Here is a 20,654-nt window from a genome sequence, read left to right on the forward strand (position 1 = left end):
AGTCACTTTCTCGAAAAATGGGGGAATTCCACGGTGCCGGCATTGATCCGGGCAGGACTGGACTGCGAGAGTGCGTTCAGGACTGGACTGTCAGGGCGCGTTCCGGGCAGACGATGACCGCGGCATCTGCCGCACCGATGTCGTCAGGAGTCAGCGGGTCACGCAGAATTACCGGATTGCCCTGCTCATCGCTGTCGAGGAGGTCGGGCGATGCCGAGTAACACAATCCGTGGCCGGCGCACGCAGACCGGTCGACCACCAAATGCGTTGCCTCTTGGCCTGTATCGATCATTAATCGTCTCCAACTATCTTGTCGTACAACATTTCACTGTGGGTGCAGGATCGCGAGAGCTAGGCGCTCGCGTCGAGGGTCGGGGTGCCTTCGTCCTCCGGGAACCACATCCCGACACGCGAGAGTGTTCCGCCGTCGGTGGTCGGAAGTGTCACGCCGGAGATGTACGCCGAATCGTCGGAAACCAGGAACAGCGCCGCGCGCGCGTTGTCCGACAGCGACGGAGGACGATTGAGTTTCAGCGGAATAGGCGAGATACCCGGGTCCCAGGGACCGGCAGTCTCCTCGTACGACTGTCCGACGACCGGCGATCCGGCCGGCAATAGGAAGTTGGGTGACATTCCGTGAGTCGGGGCGATCGCATTGACCCGAATCCCATATTTGCCGAGGTCAAGGCTCAATCCGCGTACCAAACCATTGACCCCGGCTTTGGTAGCCGAGTACATGGCGATGCTGTGGTACGCGAGAAACGATGCGGCCGAAGAGGTTGCAAGAATCACGCCGCCGCCATTCGCCCTTAGTGCAGGTACCGCTGCCTTTGCGGTGTAGAAGACCCCACTGAGATTCACCCCCAACACCGCCTGCCAATCGGCATCCGTCAGGTCCTGGAAGTCGACAACCTCGCCGCCCGCGACGGACGGAACTCCGCCGCGCGAGACTACGCCGGCATTGGCGAAGACGACGTCGAGTTTGCCGAAAGCGTCAACCGTGGCTGCAACTGCATCCACCACCTGAGCTTCGACACTGACGTCCGCTGTCAGCGCTATCGCAGTTCCCCCCTGCTGCTCAACCAGTTTCACGGTCCCTTCGGCCCGATCCTTGTCGATGTCGACTACTGCAATCTTGGCGCCTTCCGAGGCAAAAAGTTGTGAGCACTGACGACCGAGACCTGAACCGCCGCCGGTGATCAGAACAATCTTGTTTTCGAGTTTCATGCAAACTCCTTCGACTGAAGATGTGCCGTGGTGAGGAAGTGAGGACTCGGCGCGCGCAGCGTGTGCGCGCCGATCTCGAAGATCGGGTCCGAGGACCAGATCAGAACTGTCGACAAACCAATCGGACTGCGTCGTGTCGCGTTCTCGAAGCAGTGTGTGACTCACATTACTCATACTGACAACTGACGTCAATCGATATTTGTCAGTTGATACATGAACTTGTTTTCCGGGGCAGTTGATCTGCGCCGATTCAGGGCCCAGGCAGTGATGCGAAGATGCAACTACTGCCGACTAAGCTGGAAGGATGCCTTCGACGCCCCGCAATCGCACCGTTTCGCGCCTGCAGCCTTTTGCGTCCACGATCTTCGCCGAGATGACGGCCCTGGCAACTCTTCACAACGCCGTCAATCTCGGCCAAGGATTTCCCGACACCGACGGACCCGCCGCGATGCTCGACGTCGCGCGCCAAGCCATCGCCGACGGAGTCAACCAGTATCCGCCGGGCCCGGGTATGCCAGTTCTACGCCAGGCCGTTGCCGCCGACCGGATAGCACGGTACGGCTTGGAATTCGATCCTGATTCCGAAGTACTGGTGACCGTCGGAGCCACCGAAGCGATCAGCGCTGCAATTCTGGGTTTGGTCGAACCCGGTGAGGAAGTAGTACTTATCGAGCCGTACTACGACTCGTACGCGGCTTCCGTCGCTCTGGCCGGCGCGATCCGTCGTACCGTCCCGTTGGTCGCGTCGGGTGACAAATTTGTTGTCGACATCGATGCAGTCAAGGCAGCGATTACCCCCAAGACGAAGATGCTGGTGGTCAACAGTCCACACAACCCCACCGGGACGGTGTTCACCGATGACGAATTGCGCGCACTTGCAGAAATTGCGTGCGAACGCGACCTGATCGTGCTGAGCGACGAAGTCTACGAGCACTTGGTGTTCGACGGCCTCACGCATACACCGATGGCGTCGCTGCCCGGAATGCGTGAACGCACCGTCACAGTGTCCAGCGCCGCAAAAACTTTCAATGTCACCGGCTGGAAGACCGGCTGGGCGATCGGCCCGCGCGAGCTCATCGACGGCGTGCGCGCGGCCAAACAGTTCATGTCCTTCGTTGCCGGCGCGCCGTTCCAGCCGGCTGTTGCGTACGCCCTGACCAATGAGCAAGCGTGGGTCGCGGATCTGCGATCGAGTCTGCAGTCCAAGCGAGATGTGCTTGCCGACGCGTTGACCGACGCGGGACTCCACGTGCATTCGGGCGGTGGCACCTACTTTCTGCTTGCGGACATCCGGCCACTGGGCGAATCCGACGCGGGAGATTTCTGCCGCGCGTTGCCGGAACGCATCGGAGTCGCAGCCGTCCCCGTCGACGTATTCGCCGACAACCGTGACAGCTGGAAGCACTTGGTGCGGTTTGCATTCTGCAAACAGGACCACGTACTTGCCGAAGCAGCGAGACGCCTCCATCTGCTCCGGGGAGCCGCTCACCCATGAATGCTCGCACCATCCCCACTGCATTTATTCAGCGTTATCTCATGTTCTCGCCGGACAACAATGTGGACTTGTCGGGTGCCTTGCGGGCAGCGGGAATCGATCTCACCACGCTCGCGGACCCACGTGCCCGGCTCACCCCCACACAGGTGACTACCTTCATCCAAACCACCTGGCAGATCACGAACGACGAATTGTTCGGTCTCGGGCGCGCCCCTGTCCCCCGCGGCACCTTTCGGCTGATCTGCCTGACGTTGATTCACTGCCCCGACCTCGGTAGCGCTTTCGCTCGGATGGCAGATGTGATCCGTGCACTGCCGAGTTTGGCCCCATTGACGATTGAAGCGGGCGAGGAGAGCACACGCATCAGTTTCTCGGGTCACCCGCGGGAAGGAATCTCCGAACCCGATATCGCGGCACGCGTGACAACGGACTTCATGCTGATCCTCCTACACCGATTTGCCGCGTGGTTGATCGGCAAGCGGGTCCGGCTTCGGGCCGTCGAGTTCCCGTACTCGGCGCCGGATGCGCGGTTGGCCCAAGACTACGACTACATCTTCGGCGTCCCGGTTACGTTCGATGCGCCCTGCGCCGCTTTGGATTTCGACAATTCTGCGATGCGAGCGCCGATCATCCAGACCGAGGAATCCCTCGAGGAGTACTTGCGCGCGTCGCCTATCCAGCTGATGTCCGAGCGCGATTACGACAGCACCGCGTCAGCCCAGGTACGCCGAGTTGTGGAGTTAGGCGTGAAGGGGCGCACCTCGACAGCGGAAGAGATTGCCGAAATGCTCTCGATCAGCGTGCCGCACTTGCGACGGTTGCTTCGCCGCGAGGGCACGTCACTGAATCAGCTACGCGAAGAGGTGCTCCGCGACGTCGCGATCGCCGGCCTTGGCCGGGGCGAGTCGGTAGACGTCCTGTCGGCTCGCCTCGGGTTCTCCGAGCCCAGCGCGTTCCGCCGCGCGTTCAAACGCTGGACCGGAGATACTCCCAGCTCGTACCGCTAACTGACACAGAATTCGTTGCCCTCCGGGTCGGACATCGTGATCCACACGCTCGGGCCTTGCTGACCTCGGTGAAGTATCGTCGCGCCGACCGCCTCGAGATGAGCGGCTACGTCCTCACGGTTGTCTCCCACTCTGATATCCAGGTGAAGTCGGTTTTTCACCGTTTTCTTCTCGGGTACCAGCTGAAACAGAACTCGCGGACGCTCCGGATGTTCCGGGTCGCTGATGGCTGCACCTTCCCTCCAGACGAGCACGCCTTCAAAAGTGGTTGTGTCGGATTCTTGCGCGTGCCCAGCTGCGACGAGACCTCTGATGAAATCCTCATCGCTCGGCTCGACAGCCCAGCCGAGTGCGGCCGCCCACCATTTTGCCTGTTCATGTGGTTGCGCGGAGTCCACGGTGACTTGAAATTCGTATCCCATGTTCCGACGTTAACGCCACCTACCGACAAAAATCTCAGTCCACACTCTTGATGGTTTTCATCGTGATGAGCGAGGTCACCCGTGACACAGCGGGGAGGCCACTGAGTTTGGTGGCCATGAATTGTTCGTATGTCGCGAGATCCTTCACCGCGACGCGAATGAAGTAATCGGGGATCCCGAAGAGCCGTCGACATTCGATCACTTCGTCGAAAGCCGCGACGCGTGATTCGAAGTCCTCGATGGTCGCCTGGTCGTTGACGCCGATCTCGGCGGTCACGATCACCTGAAATCCGCGGTCGAGCGCCTCGGGGCTGACGATTGCCCGGTAACCGGTGATGACTCCGTCGGCCTCGAGTTTCTTGACCCGGCGCAGGCACGGCGACGGCGTCAGCCCCACCAGATCAGCCAATTCGGTGTTGGTCAGACTGGAGTCCTGACGGAGGTGGAATAAAATTGCGTCATCCATGGCATCCATGCGGATATTATTGCGCAAAGTCTGAATTCCGCGCATTCTGGGCAATCGTCAACCGCGGACTTTGTACTACATTTCTGTGGTGATCGAATCTTCAACATCAGCGGATGCAACTGCCGTCGATGCCGCGCGCCAGAGCCCGGCGTGGCGACGCGCCTTTGCATTGTCATTGCCGGTCGGCATCGGACTCCTGCCACTCGGCATCGCCCTCGGGGTGCTTGTTGTGCAGCAAGGCCTGAACCCTTGGTGGGCACTGGTTTTCACTTCGTTGATCTATGCCGGATCGCTCGAGTTCATTGCCGTCGGCATGGTCGCCGCGATGACTCCCCTGCCTTACGTCGCACTCACCGCGTTGCTGGTCAACTTTCGGCACGTCTTTTATGCGCTGAGCTTCCCACTGAACAAGGTGCAGAATCCGTTTGCACGCTTCTACAGCATGTTCGCTCTCACCGACGAGGCGTATGCCATGTCGGTGACAACCGATCCCAAAGCCCTCTCCGGCCGGGTCATCGTCTTCTCGCAACTGTTCCTGCACGGCTACTGGGTTGGCGGAGCAATTCTCGGAGCTACTGCGGGACAATGGATTCCCGATTCGATCGTCGGAATGGACTTTGCGCTCACAGCCCTGTTCGTCGTCCTGTCGATCGAATCGATGCGAGCTCAAAGCGGCTACACCGTCCCAGCGGCAGCGGTCACCTGCGCACTGGTGGCCCGCCTCATCGCACCCGAACATGTCCTACCGATCGCCATGGGCGGGTTTGTCACCTTCCTGATCATCCGATACTTCGCCACCTCCCGAAAAGCAGCAGTAGATGCCTGACACCACGTACATCTTCAGCGCCGTTGCCATCATGGCCGTCGTCACTTTTGCGTTGCGCGCCATACCCTTTGCCGTCCTGAAGCCACTGCGCTCGTCGGCCCTCGTCGCGTACCTCGGCATCTACATGCCGGCGGGAGTGATGCTGATCCTGGTGATGTACTCACTGAAGAACGTCTCCGTCACCGGGCCCTCACACGGATTACCCGAACTGATCGCCGTCTCGGCCACCGCCGCAATCCATCTGTGGCGAAAGAACGCAGTGCTGAGCATCGTCGTCGGGACCGCGATGTATGTCGCATTGATGAACACGATCTTCGCCTGACTTTCCCATCAGGCAGCAAAGCACCTTTACTCCCTGATGGGCAATCTGTAACAAGAACGCCCTTATCTGAACAGTTGAACACTTATACGATTTATCTATGACATTTTTCCGTGTCAGGCCCGCCGACCCTCCACACGAAATCGGTGACGTTCGATGACGACGGATACACACTCGACCGGAAACAAACTCGTCGCAGCGTGGACGAGCCTGGACCGCTCCCAGCGACGCAGCATCATCGGAATGACGGCCACGGTCGTCACGCTCAACGTCGTCGGCTGGGCAGTGCTGCTCGGCCTGGTCGTTCCCGGGCACTACACCGTCGAGGGCAGCGCGTTCGGCGTCGGACTGGGCGTCACCGCCTACACGCTCGGAATGCGACATGCCTTCGACGCCGACCACATCGCCGCCATCGACAACACAACACGCAAGCTTGTTGCCGATGGCAAAAAGCCCATGTCCGTGGGGTTTTGGTTCTCACTCGGCCATTCGACCATCGTATTTGTCATGGTTGCACTGCTCGCGCTGGGCGTACGACGGCTAGCGTCCACCCTCTCTGACGAGAATTCCGACCTGGGGAAATGGGCCGGATTGTTCGGAACCACTGTCTCGGGCACATTCCTGATCCTGATCGGCCTCCTGAACCTTGTGTCCCTCATCGGAATTCACCGGGTCTATACAAAATACAAGGCCGGAACGTTCGACGAAGAACAACTCGAGAAGGAACTCGACAGCCGCGGCGCGTTGAACAAGATTCTGGGGCCGGTCATGAAAACGGTCCGCAAGCCATGGCACATGTATCCAGTCGGATTACTGTTCGGCCTGGGGTTCGACACCGTAACCGAGGTCGGCTTGCTCGTCATCGCCGGCGGCGCAGCTGTGACGGGATTACCATGGTATTCGATTCTCGTTCTGCCGATTCTGTTCTGCGCCGGGATGTGCCTCTTCGACTCCATCGACGGTTCGTTCATGAATTTTGCCTACGGTTGGGCGTTTGCGCAGCCGGTCCGAAAGATCTACTACAACATGGTGATTACCGGCTTGTCTGTTGCCGTCGCCCTCATCATCGGAGTGCAGGAGATCATCTCGATCTTCACCGAGAAGCTCGAGATTCACACCGGAATCCTGGGCACGATCGGCAGCCTGGACTGGGGCGCGATGGGCTTCATCATCGTGGGGCTGTTTGCGATCACCTGGCTTGTTGCGATTGCCGTATGGAAGCTGGGACGCGTCGAAGAGCGGTGGCAGGCGCAATCTGCCGCGGCGGCGGGGCAAGAAGCGACGTAGGCGTGTTTCGCGAGCAGCCTTCCGGGGTATTGACCGATTGCGGCGGAGATTTCGGAGCGAGGGGTCAGCCGCAACAGGCCTGCCGCCCGGCTGTCACTCGCCGGGAGGTGGGCCGCCTAATTTGATGGCCACACGTCATTCGAGAATTCGAACATATGTTCTAGCTTTGGGTGTAGTCTGATCTTCATGTCCAGCGCCATGCAACCGTCACTGTTCGACAATGTCGACCTGGGTGTTTCCTTGGCTGACCTCGACAACACCCTGCAACGACGGACACTCACCGCGGGCGCGTGGGTCGACCACAGGCCGGCTTGGCTCACTGGATCGGAGGCCGTGTTCGATACCCTCGAACGATCGGTGCCCTGGCGTGCCGAACGGCGGCAGATGTACGACCGCGTGGTCGACGTTCCGCGACTGGTGTGTTTCTACAACGAGAACGAGCCACTACCGGATCCCCTGCTCACCGAGGCGAAGGACGCTCTGAGCAGCCACTATCGCAGCGAACTGGGCGAACCGTTCACCACGTCCGGCCTGTGCTTCTACCGCGACGGCAGCGACAGCGTCGCGTGGCACGGCGACGACACCGGGCGAAGCCGCACCGAGGACACGATGGTAGCCATCCTGTCGCTCGGTGCTGCCCGCCCGCTACTTCTTCGTCCCCGCGGCGGCGGTGAGTCCATCCGCTTCAACCTCGGGCACGGCGACCTGCTGGTCATGGGAGGTTCGTGCCAACGGACGTGGGAGCACGCTGTACCCAAGAGCGCTCGCGCCCTCGGCCCGCGGATCAGCGTGCAGTTCCGCACTCGCGGAGTCCGCTGAACCGTCAGACGAGCAGTTTTGCTCCGGTGGCGGCAACAACGTCGTCGACGCTCACTCCCGGCGCCGTTTCGACCAGGCGAAGACCGTCGGCGGTCACGTCGATGACCGCCATGTCGGTGATGATCCGCTGCACACAACCCTTGCCCGTGAGTGGAAGGGAGCATTCTTCGACAATCTTGTGCTCACCCTTCTTCGACACGTGCTCCATCATCACGATGACGCGCTTGGCGCCGTGGACCAGGTCCATCGCGCCGCCCATTCCCTTGACCATGTGACCGGGAATCATCCAGTTCGCGAGATCACCGGTGGCGCTGACCTGCATGGCCCCGAGGACAGCAACGTCCACCTGGCCACCGCGAATCATGCCGAACGACGCGGACGAGTCGAAGAACGACGCGCCTGGCAGCACCGTGATGGTTTCCTTACCGGCATTGATCAGTTCGGGATCGAGTTCATCCTCGGTCGGATACGGCCCGACACCCAAAACGCCGTTCTCCGAATGCAATACAACGGTGATGTCGGTGGGCAGATAGTTCGGAACCAGCGTCGGCATGCCGATGCCGAGGTTCACGTACTGGCCGTCTTCGAGTTCGCGAGCGACCCGCGCAGCCATCTCTTCACGGGTGAGTTTGGTGGGAGCTTGGCCCGCCTCGTTTGTCAGTGTCATGCTCGTACCGTCCGATTCTCGATGCCGACCGTCACGGGGCCGACGTGGACAACTCGCTGGACATGGATGCCTGGTGTGTGGATCTCGGCGGGGTCGAGTTCGCCGGGTTCCACGAGGTGTTCCACCTGAGCGATGGTGATCCGACCGGATGTTGCCGCGGCCGGGTTGAAGTTCTGAGTGCTTGCTCGGTAGACGAGATTGCCGTGCCGGTCACCTTTCCAGGCGTGAACCAGGGCGTAGTCGGCGACGATACCTCGTTCCATCACATAGGTGACGCCGTCGAAGTCACGAGTTTCCTTGGGCGGGCTAGCAACTGCGATGCCGCCGCTTCCGTCGTAGCGGAGCGGCAAGCCGCCGTCGGCGACCTGGGTGCCGACACCAGCGGGCGTGAAGAACGCGGGGATACCTGCGCCACCGGCGCGCATGCGCTCAGCGAGGGTGCCCTGCGGAGTGAGCTCCACTTCCAGTTCACCGGCGAGATACTGGCGAGCGAACTCCTTGTTGGAGCCCACGTACGAGCTGACGGTCCGGCGAATCCGCCCCTTCTCGAGGAGCACCCCGAGGCCGAATCCATCAGTGCCGCAGTTGTTACTCACGGTCTCGAGTGACGTTGCGCCTTGCTCGAGCAGAGCGTTGATGAGGATCTCGGGCACTCCGACGAGCCCGAATCCTCCGACAGCGATCGTGACGCCGTCCGGCACGTCCGCGACGGCCTCGGCTGCAGTGGGAATGACTTTGTCCATCATGTCGATCACAGTAGCGCGCGCCGTACGTATTGTGAACCCCTGTGCGGATCACGAACATTTCTCGCCCCCGGCATTGCCTGGGTCACAACAACGAACTAGTCTGTTCGCAGAGCGCATCACCTGTACACATTGCGAACACGTAATCGAACGACGAGGTTCCCCATGCTGCATTTACCGCCGAGGTACCAGCGGCCGACCGGCGTCAACGCCCCGGCTGATTTCGCGGACTACAAGACCACCTCCCTCCGCCACCCCAAGCAACCGCTGAAGCTGCTCCCGCAGCGCCTCACGGAATTGACCGGGCCGGTTTTCGGTGAGGACCGCGTCAGCGCTGGTGAAAACGATCTGACCATCGCCAACGGAGGCGAAGCACAAGGGCAGCGCATCGTGGTTCACGGCCGTGTCCTCGACGGTGACGGCAAGCCAGTCCCCCACACCCTTCTGGAGGTGTGGCAGGCCAACGCCGGCGGACGCTACCGCCACACGGGTGACAACTGGCCGGCTCCACTCGATCCGTTCTTCAACGGTCTCGGCCGTTGTGTGACGGACGCCGACGGCCACTATTCGTTCACCACCATCAAGCCAGGCGCCTACCCGTGGATGAACCACGACAACGCGTGGCGCCCGGCCCACATTCACTTCTCGCTCTTCGGTACGGCATTCACGCAGCGCCTGGTGACGCAGATGTACTTCCCCGACGACCCGATGTTCTTCCAGGACCCGATCTACAACGCCGTACCTGAAGAAGCGCGTCATCGCATGGTCAGCGTCTTCGACTACACCGCCACAGCACCCAACTGGGCTCTCGGGTTCCGCTTCGACATCGTCCTGCGCGGACGTAACGCTTCCGTATTCGAGAACGAGGAAGACCACGATGACTGACAAAACTGCGAAGCCTGCACCAGCCACATTCCCCGTCGCTTCGCTCGCCCCGACATACCCTGTCGTCCCCGGCGATTTCACCACGGCACCTTTCGGAGTCACGCCGTCGCAGACTGTCGGCCCGTACTGGCATATCGGCCTCCCCTGGACGGACGGACCCGACGCGGCCCCTTCCGACGCTCCTGGCCGAATCACGCTCGCCATCACAGTGATCGACGGCAACCGCACACCAGTGGCTGACGCGATGATCGAGACGTGGCAGGCAGATACGCTCGGGCGCTTCAACCATCCCGACGATCCCCGCGGCGCAGTCGAGCTCACCCCGGCAGGCTTCCGTGGGTTCGCCCGCAGCGCAGCCGATCCCACCGGAACTGCCCTGGTCCACACCGTCAAGCCCGGCGCGCTGCCCACCGAAACCGAGGTTGACGAAGCTCCCCACGTCAACGTCTCGATTTTTGCCCGCGGCATGCTCGATCGCCTGGTCACTCGGTTGTACTTCCCGGAAGACGCAGACGCGCACGCGACCGATCCGGTGCTGAGTTCGCTGACCGAAACCGAACGCGCCAAGTTGGTTGCAACAAAGGTCGACGGTGGGTACTCCTGGACGGTCTATGTTCAGGACGACAACGCCGACGGCGTCGAGACGCCCTTCTTCGAGCTGTAAAGAGGAGTACACATGTCCACTCGCGGCGCACTGTTCGATCCGGTGTTCGGTGCCACCCTGGTATCCGAGCATCTGTCAGACCAGGCGTGGGTGACCGCGTTGCTCGACGTGGAAGCCGCACTGAGCTGTGCGGCGGCCACGATCGGGTTGGCCGACGGTAACCAGTGCGCCGCTGTGGCGGCTGCTGCCGCAGAGCTGTCCAAACCCGGTGGGCTCGACATCGTCGCACTGGGTCGCGCCTCTGCCTCGGGTGGTAATCCGGTGATCCCGCTCGTGAAGATTCTGCGTGAACGTGTTGCTCAGGACGGTATACCTGGCAATGTTGTTCACCCGGGCGCCACCAGCCAGGACATCATGGATTCCGCACTCATGCTGCTGACGCGCCGCGCAGGCTCTGTTGTACTCGCAGATCTGACCTGGGCTGCCGACTCTGCAGCTCACCTCGCCCGACTCCATCGCTCGACGCCGATGGTGGCGAGAACCCTGGGGCAACAAGCACTTCCGACCACCTTCGGGCTACTGGCAACAAGCTGGTTCACCGCACTCGACGCCGCTGCCAATCGACTCGAGACCGTGCTGTCGACATTGCCCGTTCAATTCGGCGGTGCCGCAGGCACACTCGCCGCGTCGTATCCGAACGGTCTCGCACTCGCCGACGCTTTTGCCGACGAACTCGGCTTGGCTCGGCAGCTTGTTCCGTGGCATACCGATCGCGTGACCATCGCCGAACTGGCAACCACCCTCGGCATCGTCGCTGGGGCCGTGTCCAAGCCGGCTACAGACATCACAGTCATGGCATCGACGGAGCTTTCCGAAGTTGCCGAGAAAACTCCAGGCGGCTCATCCGCCATGCCGCACAAGCAGAATCCGGTTGCCGCCGTTACCGCCCGTGCGGCGGCGCGGCGTGTTCCCGCACTCGTCGCCACAGCGCTGTCCAACATGGATCACGAGTTCGCGCGGGCGGCCGGTCCGTGGCATGCGGAGTGGGAAACCGTCACAGATCTCCTGCGTCTGACCGGCGGAGCGGCACATCAACTGTCCGTCAGTCTTGCCGGCTTGCAGGTGCATACCGATTCGATGGCACGCAACCTCGACATCACCGGTGGTTTGATTCTTGCCGAACGGGTCACGAAGGCACTCTCGGCGCATACCGATCGTGCTCGTGACATCGTCACCGCCGCAGCCGCTTCCGGCACGCGTTTGGACCGCGACCCGGCAATCACGGAACACCTGACCGCTGCCGAACTTACCGAACTTCTTGATCCAGCACAGTATCTGGGCCACGCCACCGACCTGGTCGACCGAGCCCTCGCCGCACGCCCCACAGGAGGACCCCGATGAGCGTCGCGCTCAACTTTCACCAGACCGGCAATCCCGACGCTCCCGCAGTTGTGTTCCTCGGCTCGCTCGGATCCGATCTCTCCATGTGGGCGCCGCAGATCCATGCGCTGTCGAACCGCTACCGCGTCATCGCCGTCGATCATCGTGGTCACGGTAAGTCCCCGGTACCCGCCGGCCCGTACACCGTCGCGGACCTTGCCGGAGATGTCATCGCACTGATCGATTCGCTCGAACTCGAGTCGGTTCACCTGGTCGGACTCTCCCTCGGCGGTGCAGTCAGCCAGTGGATCGCCGCGCACCATCCCACTCGCGTCGACACCTTGACATTGCTGTGCACGTCCTCGCAGTTTGCCCCGGCCCAGCCGTGGATCGATCGAGCGCAGACCGTCCGCACCGACGGCATCGCGTCCATTGCCGCAGCTGTTGTCGGCCGCTGGTTCACACCCGGACTTGCCGAAAGCGATCCGGAACTTGTCGCGCGGCATGTGGCGATGGTCGAGGCAACACCCGACGAGGGATACGCTGCCTGCTGCGAAGCACTCTCCGTCTGGGACGGCCGCGGCGACCTCGCCCGAATCGTGGCTCCGACCCTCCTCATCGCGGGTGAGCAGGATCCGTCGACTCCCCCGGCCACCCTGGCAGCGATTGCCGACGGTATTGCCGACTCCGTGATGCACGTCGTCGATCCCGGAGCGCACCTCGCCAATGTCGAGCAGGCCGGACGCGTCACCAAACTCCTTGCGGCGCATATTTCCTCGCATACACCCGCGGTTGCTCAACGCAGCGCCGCGGTCGCGGCCGGGATGACCGTCCGGCGCCAGGTTCTCGGTGACGCCCACGTCGATCGGTCCATCGCCGGCACCACCGAGTTCACCGCGCCGTTCCAGGATTTCATCACTCGCACCGCCTGGGGCGACGTTTGGTCGCGTCCCGGACTCGATCACCACACACGCAGGCTGCTGACTCTCGCGATACTCACCGCAGTCGGCAACGAGCACGAACTAGACATGCATATCCGCGCCGCACTGCGCAGCGGAATGGATCCGGATCAACTCGTGGAAGTATTTCTCCATACCGCGGTCTATGCGGGTGTGCCGAACAGCAATCAGGCTTTTGCGCTGGGTAAGCAGGCACTCGCGGACCTCACGCCGAAGCCCGAGGAGAACACGACACCATGAGCGAAACCAACAGCGACCAGTCGCCGGGGCCGTCACCCGACTACGTGCAGTCGCTGGCCCGCGGACTGTCCGTCATCAAGGCGTTTGATGGCGAGCACCCCCGGCGCACGCTCAGTGAAGTCGCCCGGACCACCGATCTCACGCGTGCCACAGCGCGTCGGTTTCTGCTCACTCTGGTGGAGCTCCAATACGTACGTACGGATGGTTCGGTGTTCTGGCTGACTCCACGCGTTCTCGAACTCGGGTACAGCTACCTGTCCAGCCTGTCGCTGCCCGAGCTCGCGGGACCGCATCTGGAGGCGCTGTCCGCCAAGGTCCGGGAATCCACCTCGGTCTCCATCCTCGACGGCGACGACGTCGTGTACGTCGCCCGCGTACCGGTCAGCCGCATCATGACGGTTTCCATCACCATCGGCACTCGCTTTCCGGCGTACGCAACGTCCATGGGGCGAGTGCTGCTCGCCGGTCTGCCAGACGATGCACTCGAGCAGTACCTGTCCCGAGTCTCGTTCACACGTCTCACGGGCAAGACCATCTCGACTCCCGAAGAACTGCGGGCCGAACTCGACAAGATTCGCGCCGACGGTTTCTCAGTGGTCGATCAGGAGCTCGAAGAGGGGTTGCGATCGCTCGCAGCACCGATTCGCGATGCCAACGGCGCCGTGGTTGCCGCGGTGAATATTTCCACCCAGGCTGCCCGCTACAGCACCGAAGCGGTTCTCGCTGAACTTGTTCCGGCTGCGATAGCCACCGCCGACGCGATCTCCGCCGATCTCGGCCGTACTCAATCCTCGAACAATCACTCGGCTGCTACGCGCTGATCGAGCCCACTCCAAGGAAGAACTCATGCCTGACGTTGTCATCTGTGAACCGCTCCGCACACCGGTAGGCCGCTTCGGCGGTGTCTTCCGCGACACCGCACCGGAAGACCTCGCTTCCACCTTGATCACCGAACTCGTCTCGCGCACCGGAATTTCCGGTTCCGATGTGGACGACGTGATCTTGGGGCAGGCGTCCCCGAGCGGTGAGGCTCCGGCCATCGGCCGCATTGCTGCGCTCAATGCCGGACTCGGCATCGATGTCCCCGGTATGCAGGTGGATCGGCGCTGCGGATCCGGTTTGCAGGCGATCATCGCGGCAGTCATGCAGGTTCAGTCCGGCGGCAGCGATCTGGTTCTCGCCGGCGGCGCCGAGTCTATGAGTGCGGCCGAGTTCTACGCCACCGGAATGCGTTGGGGCGTCAAGGGTGAAGCCGTGGCGCTCAGTGATCGTCTGGCCCGCGCCCGTGTCACTGCCGGCGGCCGCGATTTCCCGGTTCCCGGAGGCATGATCGAAACCGCAGAGAACTTGCGGGCAGAGTTCTCCATCAGTCGCAAGGATCAGGACGCATTAGCCGTGCAGTCTCATCAGCGCGCAGTCGCCGCCCAGAAGAATGGCATCTTCGCCCAGGAAATCGTTCCGGTCTCCGTACCCCAGCGCAAGGGCGACGCGCTCCTCGTCGACACCGACGAGCATCCGCGCGCCGACACCTCGATGGAATCCCTTGCCCGCCTTCGCCCCATGCGCGGCAAGATCGACCCTGACTCCACCGTCACGGCCGGCAACGCGAGCGGTCAGAACGACGGCGCGGCACTCGCCATCGTCACCACCGCCGAGAAGGCACGCTCACTCGGTCTGCGTCCCCTTGCCCGCCTTGCCAGTTGGAGTGTTGCCGGTGTTCCACCCCGCACCATGGGCATCGGCCCCGTTCCGGCGTCCGAGAAGGCACTCGGCCGCCTCGGCCTCACCTTGGCAGACATGGACGTCATCGAACTCAACGAAGCCTTTGCCGCACAGGCACTTGCAGTTCTGCGCACCTGGAAACTCGAAGCCGACGACCCCCGCATCAACCCCAACGGCTCCGGCATCTCACTCGGTCACCCCGTAGGTGCGACCGGCGGACGAATCCTCGCCACGCTGCTGCGGGAAATGGATCGACGGGAAGCCCGCTACGGCCTCGAAACCATGTGCATCGGCGGCGGCCAGGGACTGGCTGCCGTGTTCGAACGCCTCAGCTGAGAATCGCGCGGCACTTATTGTTTAGCGTCGTTTTGCTGAGCGTCGTTCTCGAACCGTCCGTGCCGTCCCGCCCCGGCAGCAAAGGCCGCCGCTCCGCGCGCACCTTCGGCAGCGACAATCGGACTACCAGCAGCACCTTCCGCTCGCAGCGCTTCCGCGAGCGGAAGGTCGAATGACCGGTACGCCGACACCCGGTCCGCCAGCATACACAGCTGCGGAAACGCAGTGAGCTGCTGCGCCAGTTCTTGCGCTGCCGCCAAGGAGTCACCTACCGGAACAACACGATTCACCAGCCCGAACGAAAGTGCTTCCTGGGCGTCGACGGGCCGCCCTGTCAGGATCATGTCGAGTGCGCGGCCCTGTCCCACTATGCGTGGCAATCGAACGGTTCCGCCGTCGATCAAGGGCACTCCCCAGCGCCGACAGAAAACACCGAAGACCGAGTTTTCCTCACAGACTCGCAGATCGGCCAGCAAGGACAATTCCAGGCCACCGGCTACCGCATACCCACTGACAGCGGCGATCAGCGGTTTCGACAGCGCCAGCCGACTCGGACCCATCGGCCCCGTACCGCCGCCCTCCGGGTCGAGTTCATGCAAGCGCGACGGATCATTCACTGCCGTCAGATCTGCTCCGGCGCAGAAAGTTCCACCGGCACCCCAGAGTATTGCGACGTGCGCAGTATCATCGGCTTCGAAGTCCAGAAATGCGTCACGCAGCTGCGCGGCCATCGGCCCGTCGACGGCATTCTTTCGGTCGGGACGATTCATGACGATGGTGGTGACGCCACCCTCGCGCGCTACATAAACATCGCCGTGTGGGCGATCCGAGTCGGTCACTGTGCTTTCCTCACTATCGGCGGACAGTATCCCTATGTCCACACTGCCACTGTCCACACTGCCACTGTCCACACTGCCACGCAGGAAAATGAATCGTCAGCCGTTCGCGCGATCAAGAACCCGAGAACCAAGAAACAGATACCCGAACCCGCGCATGCGTGTGGGCTTCGCACCGGCTAGCTGGTGATGCGAAGCTCTCACACGGTATTCACTTCCGGTGGAACCGGATTCAGTCTCGGTGAACTGGTCCCTGACGGGTGGTGGAGCGTCGGCGTCGTTGTTTCGGGTCGATCGCAGCTGGTGGGATGAACCACGGTTTATGATCATCGCCCATCTTGACTTCCCAGATACCGCGAAACCCACTGGTGCTGTGGATCAACCGATGGTGATTTCGGCAGAGGAGGGTGAGATTGTCCATCACCGTCAGACCACCGACCGACCAGGGTTTTATATGGTGGGCGTCGCACCAAGCGGGTACGGCATCACAGTTGGGGAAGGCGCAGCCTTTGTCCCGGGCAATCAGTGCGGTGCGTTGTTCCGGTGTGACGAGGCGTTTGTGCGGCGTTGCATCGAGCGGTGCCCCGTTGCCGTCCATCAGGACGGTCGAGAGCATGCAGTCGCAGGCGAGCATCCGGGTCAGGCTCACACTGAGTGGTCCCATCCACGGCATGTATCCCACATCGAGATCCTCGACATCAGGCTCATCGTCATCGAAGGCACTGCCGTAGAACTCGCCATCATCCGATGCGGTATTGCTGCGCATGGTCGCGCATTCGCGATGCTCGGCAAGATCTTTCGCAGTGATGTGCACGTTCACGTGCGGACGCTGACCGCCGTCGATACCGGTCATGGCGTTGTCGAGGTAGCGGCGGATCAGTTCGGTGAAGGCGTCGGCGGTGCGTTTGGCTGCCGATCGCTGATCCGGGGTTCCGTCGGCAGCCGGTTTCGGCATCGACAAACCCGAGAGAGCCGATAACAACATTTCACCGGTCAACGCGTCGAAATCGCCCTTGATCGCGACCCGACCGTTCAACGTCGGCGAAATCCGCAAGACGTTGAGATCGTCGTCCTCACCGGGCGGGGTGTCGTCGGATTCGAATATCCGCTCCAGAACTGCAATCGCATAGCGGAGTTTGATGGTGGTCGCCTCCACGCCGGATGCCGCAGCGAGAAGAGTCTTCATACAGGACGGTAACGCCCTGTCGGGCATTCCTTTTGGTGGGGATTCGCAGAACGCGGCGATCATTGCCGCATGGTCGAGCGAAAGGTCACCGGCCTCGAATTGGGCAGTAATGTCCGGGAATGCCCGCAGTGCGGCACCGAGGGCGGCGATCTTGTTACCGGCCGCATTCTGCAACATCGTATTCGCCGCCAACCACCGACCCAAACCTCGATAACACAGCACCTGCTCATCCGGATTGAGCGCCAACGCATCTACTGCGGCAACCCGAATCGCTTCCAACCGAAGAATTTCCGCAGACACACTAACGGCAACGTCCCGAACCTCAGCCGGACGCAACCGCCACAACCTGCCCCGCACCCCCGTCGCGGAACCAGCGACAACATCCCCCACCGAAACAAAATCGTTCACCGTAGTCATCAGAGCCTCCCCACCCTTGACTCAAGTATACTCGAACACCTTTTCGATTCAAGGGATATTTCGGGCACATTCGGCCGAATATTGCTTGTAGCCAGGAGTATTGATCAAACGAGAGATGGCACCCTACTCCCCCACCGCCTATCGAGGATCCATCCGATAATGCAACGCCATGGCCCGGGCGCGCCACAGACGCAATTCGTGATCGGTTCGCAGAACACCTTCCGAGTCTTCGAACACGTGGAATCGCTCATGGATCGGAATCCTTGCCGCATAGACCTTTCCATTCTCCACGACAGTGACGTATGCCCCTATGTCCCCGAATTCTCCTTGCCCCGAGGTGAGTAGCAGGGAACCGTCGTCGCAGACTTCGGGGTGCAGGAACACCTGAACATTCCCAGACTCCAGCGGGAACGAGACATGGACACAGGGTTGAGAACTGTTCGGCAGAAACGTGATTCGGTAGTACCCACTGAAGAGATAGTCACCTGACTTTCGCAGTGTCCGCAGCCAGGCCGAACCCGCATGCCTGCCGTCGGCATCCGCTACGCGTGTAATCGAACTGTCGACACCATACGCAACTGACATCGGGTTTACGGGCAGCGCAAGTTGCTGCACGCGCCGACCGTAGAACCGCTCGACCAGCGACCCCCACGGCGCAAATCCCGGCGCCCATTGTGTCCACGCCTGCATTCGCCACGTCGAGGTTCGCTCGTAGAAATCACGGATGGACGGCGTCAACCGCGACGGATCAAAATCCGGCCCCGCCAATGCATCCATGCGTGGTAGGAGACCCTCGACCGCTGCCCCCACACCAACCGTGCCACCGATACGCAACGCTTCGGCGTGAATCCAACTGTCTTCCACCGGACCGCGCACCGCTGTCGGCGCTTGCAACCACGTATCTTCGGACAGGTCGATTTTGCGGCCGACTACACGCCAGAACACACGCGTCGCGCGATCTGCAACAGGCCACAGACGTTCACCCGCCATCGACGTCCCCCTCGCCTTGGTGCCCGGTCATCTCCACCTGGACACTAGTACGTTGCACGACCTCCGCTGGCGTCGTACACCGCACCGGTCGAGTAACTCACCGCCGTCGAGGACAACCAGCCGATCAGCTCGGCAATTTCGTCCGACTTCCCCATCCGCGACATCGGCGTCAGACTCTGCGACCGAGCGAGAATTGCGGGGTCGGTGCCCGCGTTCATCGGACTTTCGACGGCGGCCGGAGCCACGGCGTTGACCAGGACTCCGGTTGTCGCGATCTCCTTGCCCAGTGACTTTGTCAGAGCAATGACGGCAGCTTTCGACGCGGAGTACGCACTCTGGTTGGGATTACCGTCTTTTGCGGCAATGCTCGCCAGATTCACAATGCGCCCCCAACCTGATGCGGCCATGCCGGGCACAAAGGCGCGGCACATGAGGAAGGTTCCTTCCACGTTGATTCGGAATGTGCGCTGCCAGTCGGCGAGCGAGACATCGACCAGCGGCGCCGACGGACCCACGATGCCGGCACTGTTGATCAAGATGTCGACCTTGCCGATGCGCGCACGCAACTCGCCAACTGCAGCCGGATCGGTCACGTCGAGACGTTCGTCGGCTCCCTCCGCGATGTCAGCGGTAATTGTCCGAACACCGTTGTCGGACAATAGTTTCGAACATGCGGCACCAATTCCGCTGGCACCGCCGGTAATCAGCGCAACTGCACCTTCTGGATAGCTCTGCATCAGTCTCATCTCCCGGAGATCATGTGCGCTCAGCGCTTAATTTAAGATACAAATAGATATAATCTGCGTCACACTGTGTACGATTTCGAATATATGACGTCGGGCAGAGTCGTCAAAATCAACAGTCGACATCAACGAAGGACACATCGATGGAAATTCGCTGGTTGCACGCGTTTGTCGCGGTCGCGGAAGAGCTACATTTCGGCCGCGCGGCGTCACGGCTGCAAATGGCTCAGTCGCCTCTGAGCCAGATGATTCGCAAGCTCGAGAAGAACATCGGCGTGCAACTGTTCGAGCGCAGTACTCGTACCGTCGCGCTCACCTCCGGTGGGCACGCTTTTCTGCCACACGCCTATCGCGTTCTCGAGAACATGGAAACCGCCCGTCAAGCCACCCGCGCGTCCACCGGCGGCGTGTACGGCCGTGTCGCGATCGGATTCACCGGCGTGCTCAACCACCAGGCGTTGCCGCCGTTGACGCGCGCATTGCGCCAGCGGTACCCCGAGGTCGAATTGACCCTCCTGGGCCGCATCATGACCCGAGACGCCGTGACACAACTCGAGAGCGGCGCATTGGACCTGGCGTTTGTCGGGTTGCCGGTGGCGGCGGCGCCGTTGTCCACCCGCCTGATTCGCCGCGAAGCCTTTGGCGTCGTACTGCCGATCGATCACCGGTTGGCCGCCGAGAGCGAAATCGACCTACGCGAATTGGCCGACGACGGATTTGTCACCACACCCATGTCGGCCGGTTCCGCCCTGCAGGAGACGGCAATGCGGGCCTGCATGAATGCGAACTTCCGCCCGCGCGTGGTCCAGGAAATCACCGACCCCTACATGATCCTGATGCTCGTTGCGGCGGGAGTCGGCGTCGCCTTGATGCCGTCTGGCATGGCCGGCATTACCCCTCCCGGCAGCGTCTTCGTTCCCCTCACCGGCGAACCGACGTACATGAACCACGGAATCGCCTGGTCACCGCGTCACATGACCGACGCGCTCGCAGTTGCACTCGCAACCTCGGAGGAAATCCTCCCCACTCCCGAGATTGAGACGTAATTCGACATTATCTGAGACTCATTTAGTGTTGG

The 20,654-nt window shown here is 61.7% G+C and carries 23 protein-coding genes; 13 read left to right on the top strand and 10 right to left on the bottom strand.

What is annotated here, in order from left to right; genetic code table 11:
- Positions 1–76: 76 nt before the first annotated feature.
- Positions 77–292 (bottom strand): ferredoxin, encoded by a 216-nt coding sequence (locus FEZ60_RS06140; protein WP_172935751.1) that lies wholly within the window; start codon positions 290–292, stop codon positions 77–79.
- A gap of 59 nt (positions 293–351) precedes the next feature.
- Positions 352–1,227: an SDR family NAD(P)-dependent oxidoreductase gene (locus FEZ60_RS06145; RefSeq protein WP_172935752.1), complete on the bottom strand. Its 876-nt coding sequence runs from the start codon at positions 1,225–1,227 to the stop codon at positions 352–354.
- A gap of 304 nt (positions 1,228–1,531) precedes the next feature.
- On the opposite strand from FEZ60_RS06145, the gene FEZ60_RS06150 reads away from it, so the two are divergent.
- Positions 1,532–2,722 (top strand): pyridoxal phosphate-dependent aminotransferase, encoded by a 1,191-nt coding sequence (locus FEZ60_RS06150; protein WP_045068967.1) that lies wholly within the window; start codon positions 1,532–1,534, stop codon positions 2,720–2,722.
- On the top strand, positions 2,719–3,729 hold the full coding sequence (locus tag FEZ60_RS06155; RefSeq protein WP_045068965.1) for an AraC family transcriptional regulator: 1,011 nt from the start codon (positions 2,719–2,721) through the stop codon (positions 3,727–3,729). The genes FEZ60_RS06150 and FEZ60_RS06155 overlap by 4 nt, the downstream gene beginning before the upstream one ends.
- Here FEZ60_RS06155 and FEZ60_RS06160 read toward each other — a convergent pair.
- Together FEZ60_RS06160 and FEZ60_RS06165 are read right to left on the bottom strand one after the other, a co-directional pair.
- Entirely contained in the window at positions 3,726–4,151 is a 426-nt protein-coding gene (locus tag FEZ60_RS06160; protein ID WP_033234067.1) for a VOC family protein, read from the bottom strand. The two genes, FEZ60_RS06155 and FEZ60_RS06160, sit on opposite strands and share 4 nt — an antisense overlap.
- 34 nt (positions 4,152–4,185) lie before the next feature.
- Positions 4,186–4,626, bottom strand: coding sequence for an Lrp/AsnC family transcriptional regulator (locus FEZ60_RS06165; protein ID WP_033234066.1), 441 nt, complete (start codon positions 4,624–4,626; stop codon positions 4,186–4,188).
- 79 nt (positions 4,627–4,705) lie between these two features.
- Between FEZ60_RS06165 and FEZ60_RS06170 the strand changes: the two genes are divergently transcribed.
- From FEZ60_RS06170 to FEZ60_RS06185, 4 genes are all read left to right on the top strand, one after another.
- Positions 4,706–5,443, top strand: a complete 738-nt coding sequence (locus FEZ60_RS06170) for an AzlC family ABC transporter permease (RefSeq protein WP_084702972.1) — start codon at positions 4,706–4,708, stop codon at positions 5,441–5,443.
- Entirely contained in the window at positions 5,436–5,765 is a 330-nt protein-coding gene (locus tag FEZ60_RS06175; protein ID WP_045068960.1) for an AzlD domain-containing protein, read from the top strand. The genes FEZ60_RS06170 and FEZ60_RS06175 overlap by 8 nt, the downstream gene beginning before the upstream one ends.
- A 153-nt stretch (positions 5,766–5,918) precedes the next feature.
- Positions 5,919–7,049 carry a HoxN/HupN/NixA family nickel/cobalt transporter gene (locus FEZ60_RS06180; protein WP_033234064.1) on the top strand — a complete coding sequence of 377 codons (1,131 nt, stop codon included), beginning with the start codon at positions 5,919–5,921 and terminating at the stop codon, positions 7,047–7,049.
- A gap of 186 nt (positions 7,050–7,235) precedes the next feature.
- Positions 7,236–7,868 (top strand): alpha-ketoglutarate-dependent dioxygenase AlkB, encoded by a 633-nt coding sequence (locus tag FEZ60_RS06185; RefSeq protein ID WP_045068958.1) that lies wholly within the window; start codon positions 7,236–7,238, stop codon positions 7,866–7,868.
- A gap of 4 nt (positions 7,869–7,872) precedes the next feature.
- On the opposite strand, the gene FEZ60_RS06190 is transcribed toward FEZ60_RS06185, so the two are convergent.
- A complete protein-coding gene (locus tag FEZ60_RS06190) occupies positions 7,873–8,535 on the bottom strand; it encodes a CoA transferase subunit B (protein WP_033234062.1) in 663 nt (220 codons plus the stop codon).
- Complete coding sequence (locus FEZ60_RS06195; RefSeq protein ID WP_033234061.1) at positions 8,532–9,278, bottom strand: CoA transferase subunit A; 747 nt, start codon at positions 9,276–9,278, stop codon at positions 8,532–8,534. The genes FEZ60_RS06190 and FEZ60_RS06195 overlap by 4 nt, the downstream gene beginning before the upstream one ends.
- 165 nt (positions 9,279–9,443) lie before the next feature.
- Between FEZ60_RS06195 and pcaH the strand changes: the two genes are divergently transcribed.
- The 6 genes from pcaH to FEZ60_RS06225 are packed head-to-tail and all read left to right on the top strand — an operon-like array spanning position 9,444 to position 15,404.
- Positions 9,444–10,163 (top strand): protocatechuate 3,4-dioxygenase subunit beta, encoded by a 720-nt coding sequence (gene pcaH / locus FEZ60_RS06200; protein ID WP_116102191.1) that lies wholly within the window; start codon positions 9,444–9,446, stop codon positions 10,161–10,163.
- Complete coding sequence (pcaG, locus tag FEZ60_RS06205) at positions 10,156–10,827, top strand: protocatechuate 3,4-dioxygenase subunit alpha (RefSeq protein WP_045068953.1); 672 nt, start codon at positions 10,156–10,158, stop codon at positions 10,825–10,827. Before pcaH ends, pcaG begins: the two co-directional genes overlap by 8 nt.
- Positions 10,828–10,839: 12 nt before the next feature.
- Entirely contained in the window at positions 10,840–12,168 is a 1,329-nt protein-coding gene (gene pcaB, locus FEZ60_RS06210) for a 3-carboxy-cis,cis-muconate cycloisomerase (protein WP_045068951.1), read from the top strand.
- Positions 12,165–13,346, top strand: a complete 1,182-nt coding sequence (gene pcaD, locus FEZ60_RS06215) for a 3-oxoadipate enol-lactonase (protein ID WP_045068948.1) — start codon at positions 12,165–12,167, stop codon at positions 13,344–13,346. The genes pcaB and pcaD overlap by 4 nt, the downstream gene beginning before the upstream one ends.
- Positions 13,343–14,167 carry an IclR family transcriptional regulator C-terminal domain-containing protein gene (locus FEZ60_RS06220; protein WP_045068945.1) on the top strand — a complete coding sequence of 275 codons (825 nt, stop codon included), beginning with the start codon at positions 13,343–13,345 and terminating at the stop codon, positions 14,165–14,167. Before pcaD ends, FEZ60_RS06220 begins: the two co-directional genes overlap by 4 nt.
- Before the next feature lie 25 nt (positions 14,168–14,192).
- Positions 14,193–15,404: an acetyl-CoA C-acetyltransferase gene (locus tag FEZ60_RS06225; RefSeq protein WP_045068942.1), complete on the top strand. Its 1,212-nt coding sequence runs from the start codon at positions 14,193–14,195 to the stop codon at positions 15,402–15,404.
- Positions 15,405–15,418: 14 nt separating this feature from the next.
- On the opposite strand, the gene FEZ60_RS06230 is transcribed toward FEZ60_RS06225, so the two are convergent.
- The 4 genes from FEZ60_RS06230 to FEZ60_RS06245 all read right to left on the bottom strand — a co-directional run bounded on the left by FEZ60_RS06230 (position 15,419) and on the right by FEZ60_RS06245 (position 19,570).
- Positions 15,419–16,243: a crotonase/enoyl-CoA hydratase family protein gene (locus tag FEZ60_RS06230; RefSeq protein ID WP_045068940.1), complete on the bottom strand. Its 825-nt coding sequence runs from the start codon at positions 16,241–16,243 to the stop codon at positions 15,419–15,421.
- Between the two features lie 229 nt (positions 16,244–16,472).
- On the bottom strand, positions 16,473–17,843 hold the full coding sequence (locus tag FEZ60_RS06235) for an HNH endonuclease signature motif containing protein (protein ID WP_045068938.1): 1,371 nt from the start codon (positions 17,841–17,843) through the stop codon (positions 16,473–16,475).
- Positions 17,844–17,981: 138 nt separating this feature from the next.
- Positions 17,982–18,833 (bottom strand): hypothetical protein, encoded by an 852-nt coding sequence (locus FEZ60_RS06240; protein ID WP_045068935.1) that lies wholly within the window; start codon positions 18,831–18,833, stop codon positions 17,982–17,984.
- Between the two features lie 44 nt (positions 18,834–18,877).
- Positions 18,878–19,570, bottom strand: a complete 693-nt coding sequence (locus tag FEZ60_RS06245; protein ID WP_033234051.1) for an SDR family NAD(P)-dependent oxidoreductase — start codon at positions 19,568–19,570, stop codon at positions 18,878–18,880.
- 149 nt (positions 19,571–19,719) lie between these two features.
- On the opposite strand from FEZ60_RS06245, the gene FEZ60_RS06250 reads away from it, so the two are divergent.
- Entirely contained in the window at positions 19,720–20,622 is a 903-nt protein-coding gene (locus FEZ60_RS06250; protein ID WP_033234050.1) for a LysR family transcriptional regulator, read from the top strand.
- Positions 20,623–20,654 lie beyond the last annotated feature (32 nt).

The organism is Rhodococcus sp. MS16, assembly GCF_013277795.1.
GTDB classification, from domain to species: domain Bacteria; phylum Actinomycetota; class Actinomycetes; order Mycobacteriales; family Mycobacteriaceae; genus Rhodococcus_F; species Rhodococcus_F globerula.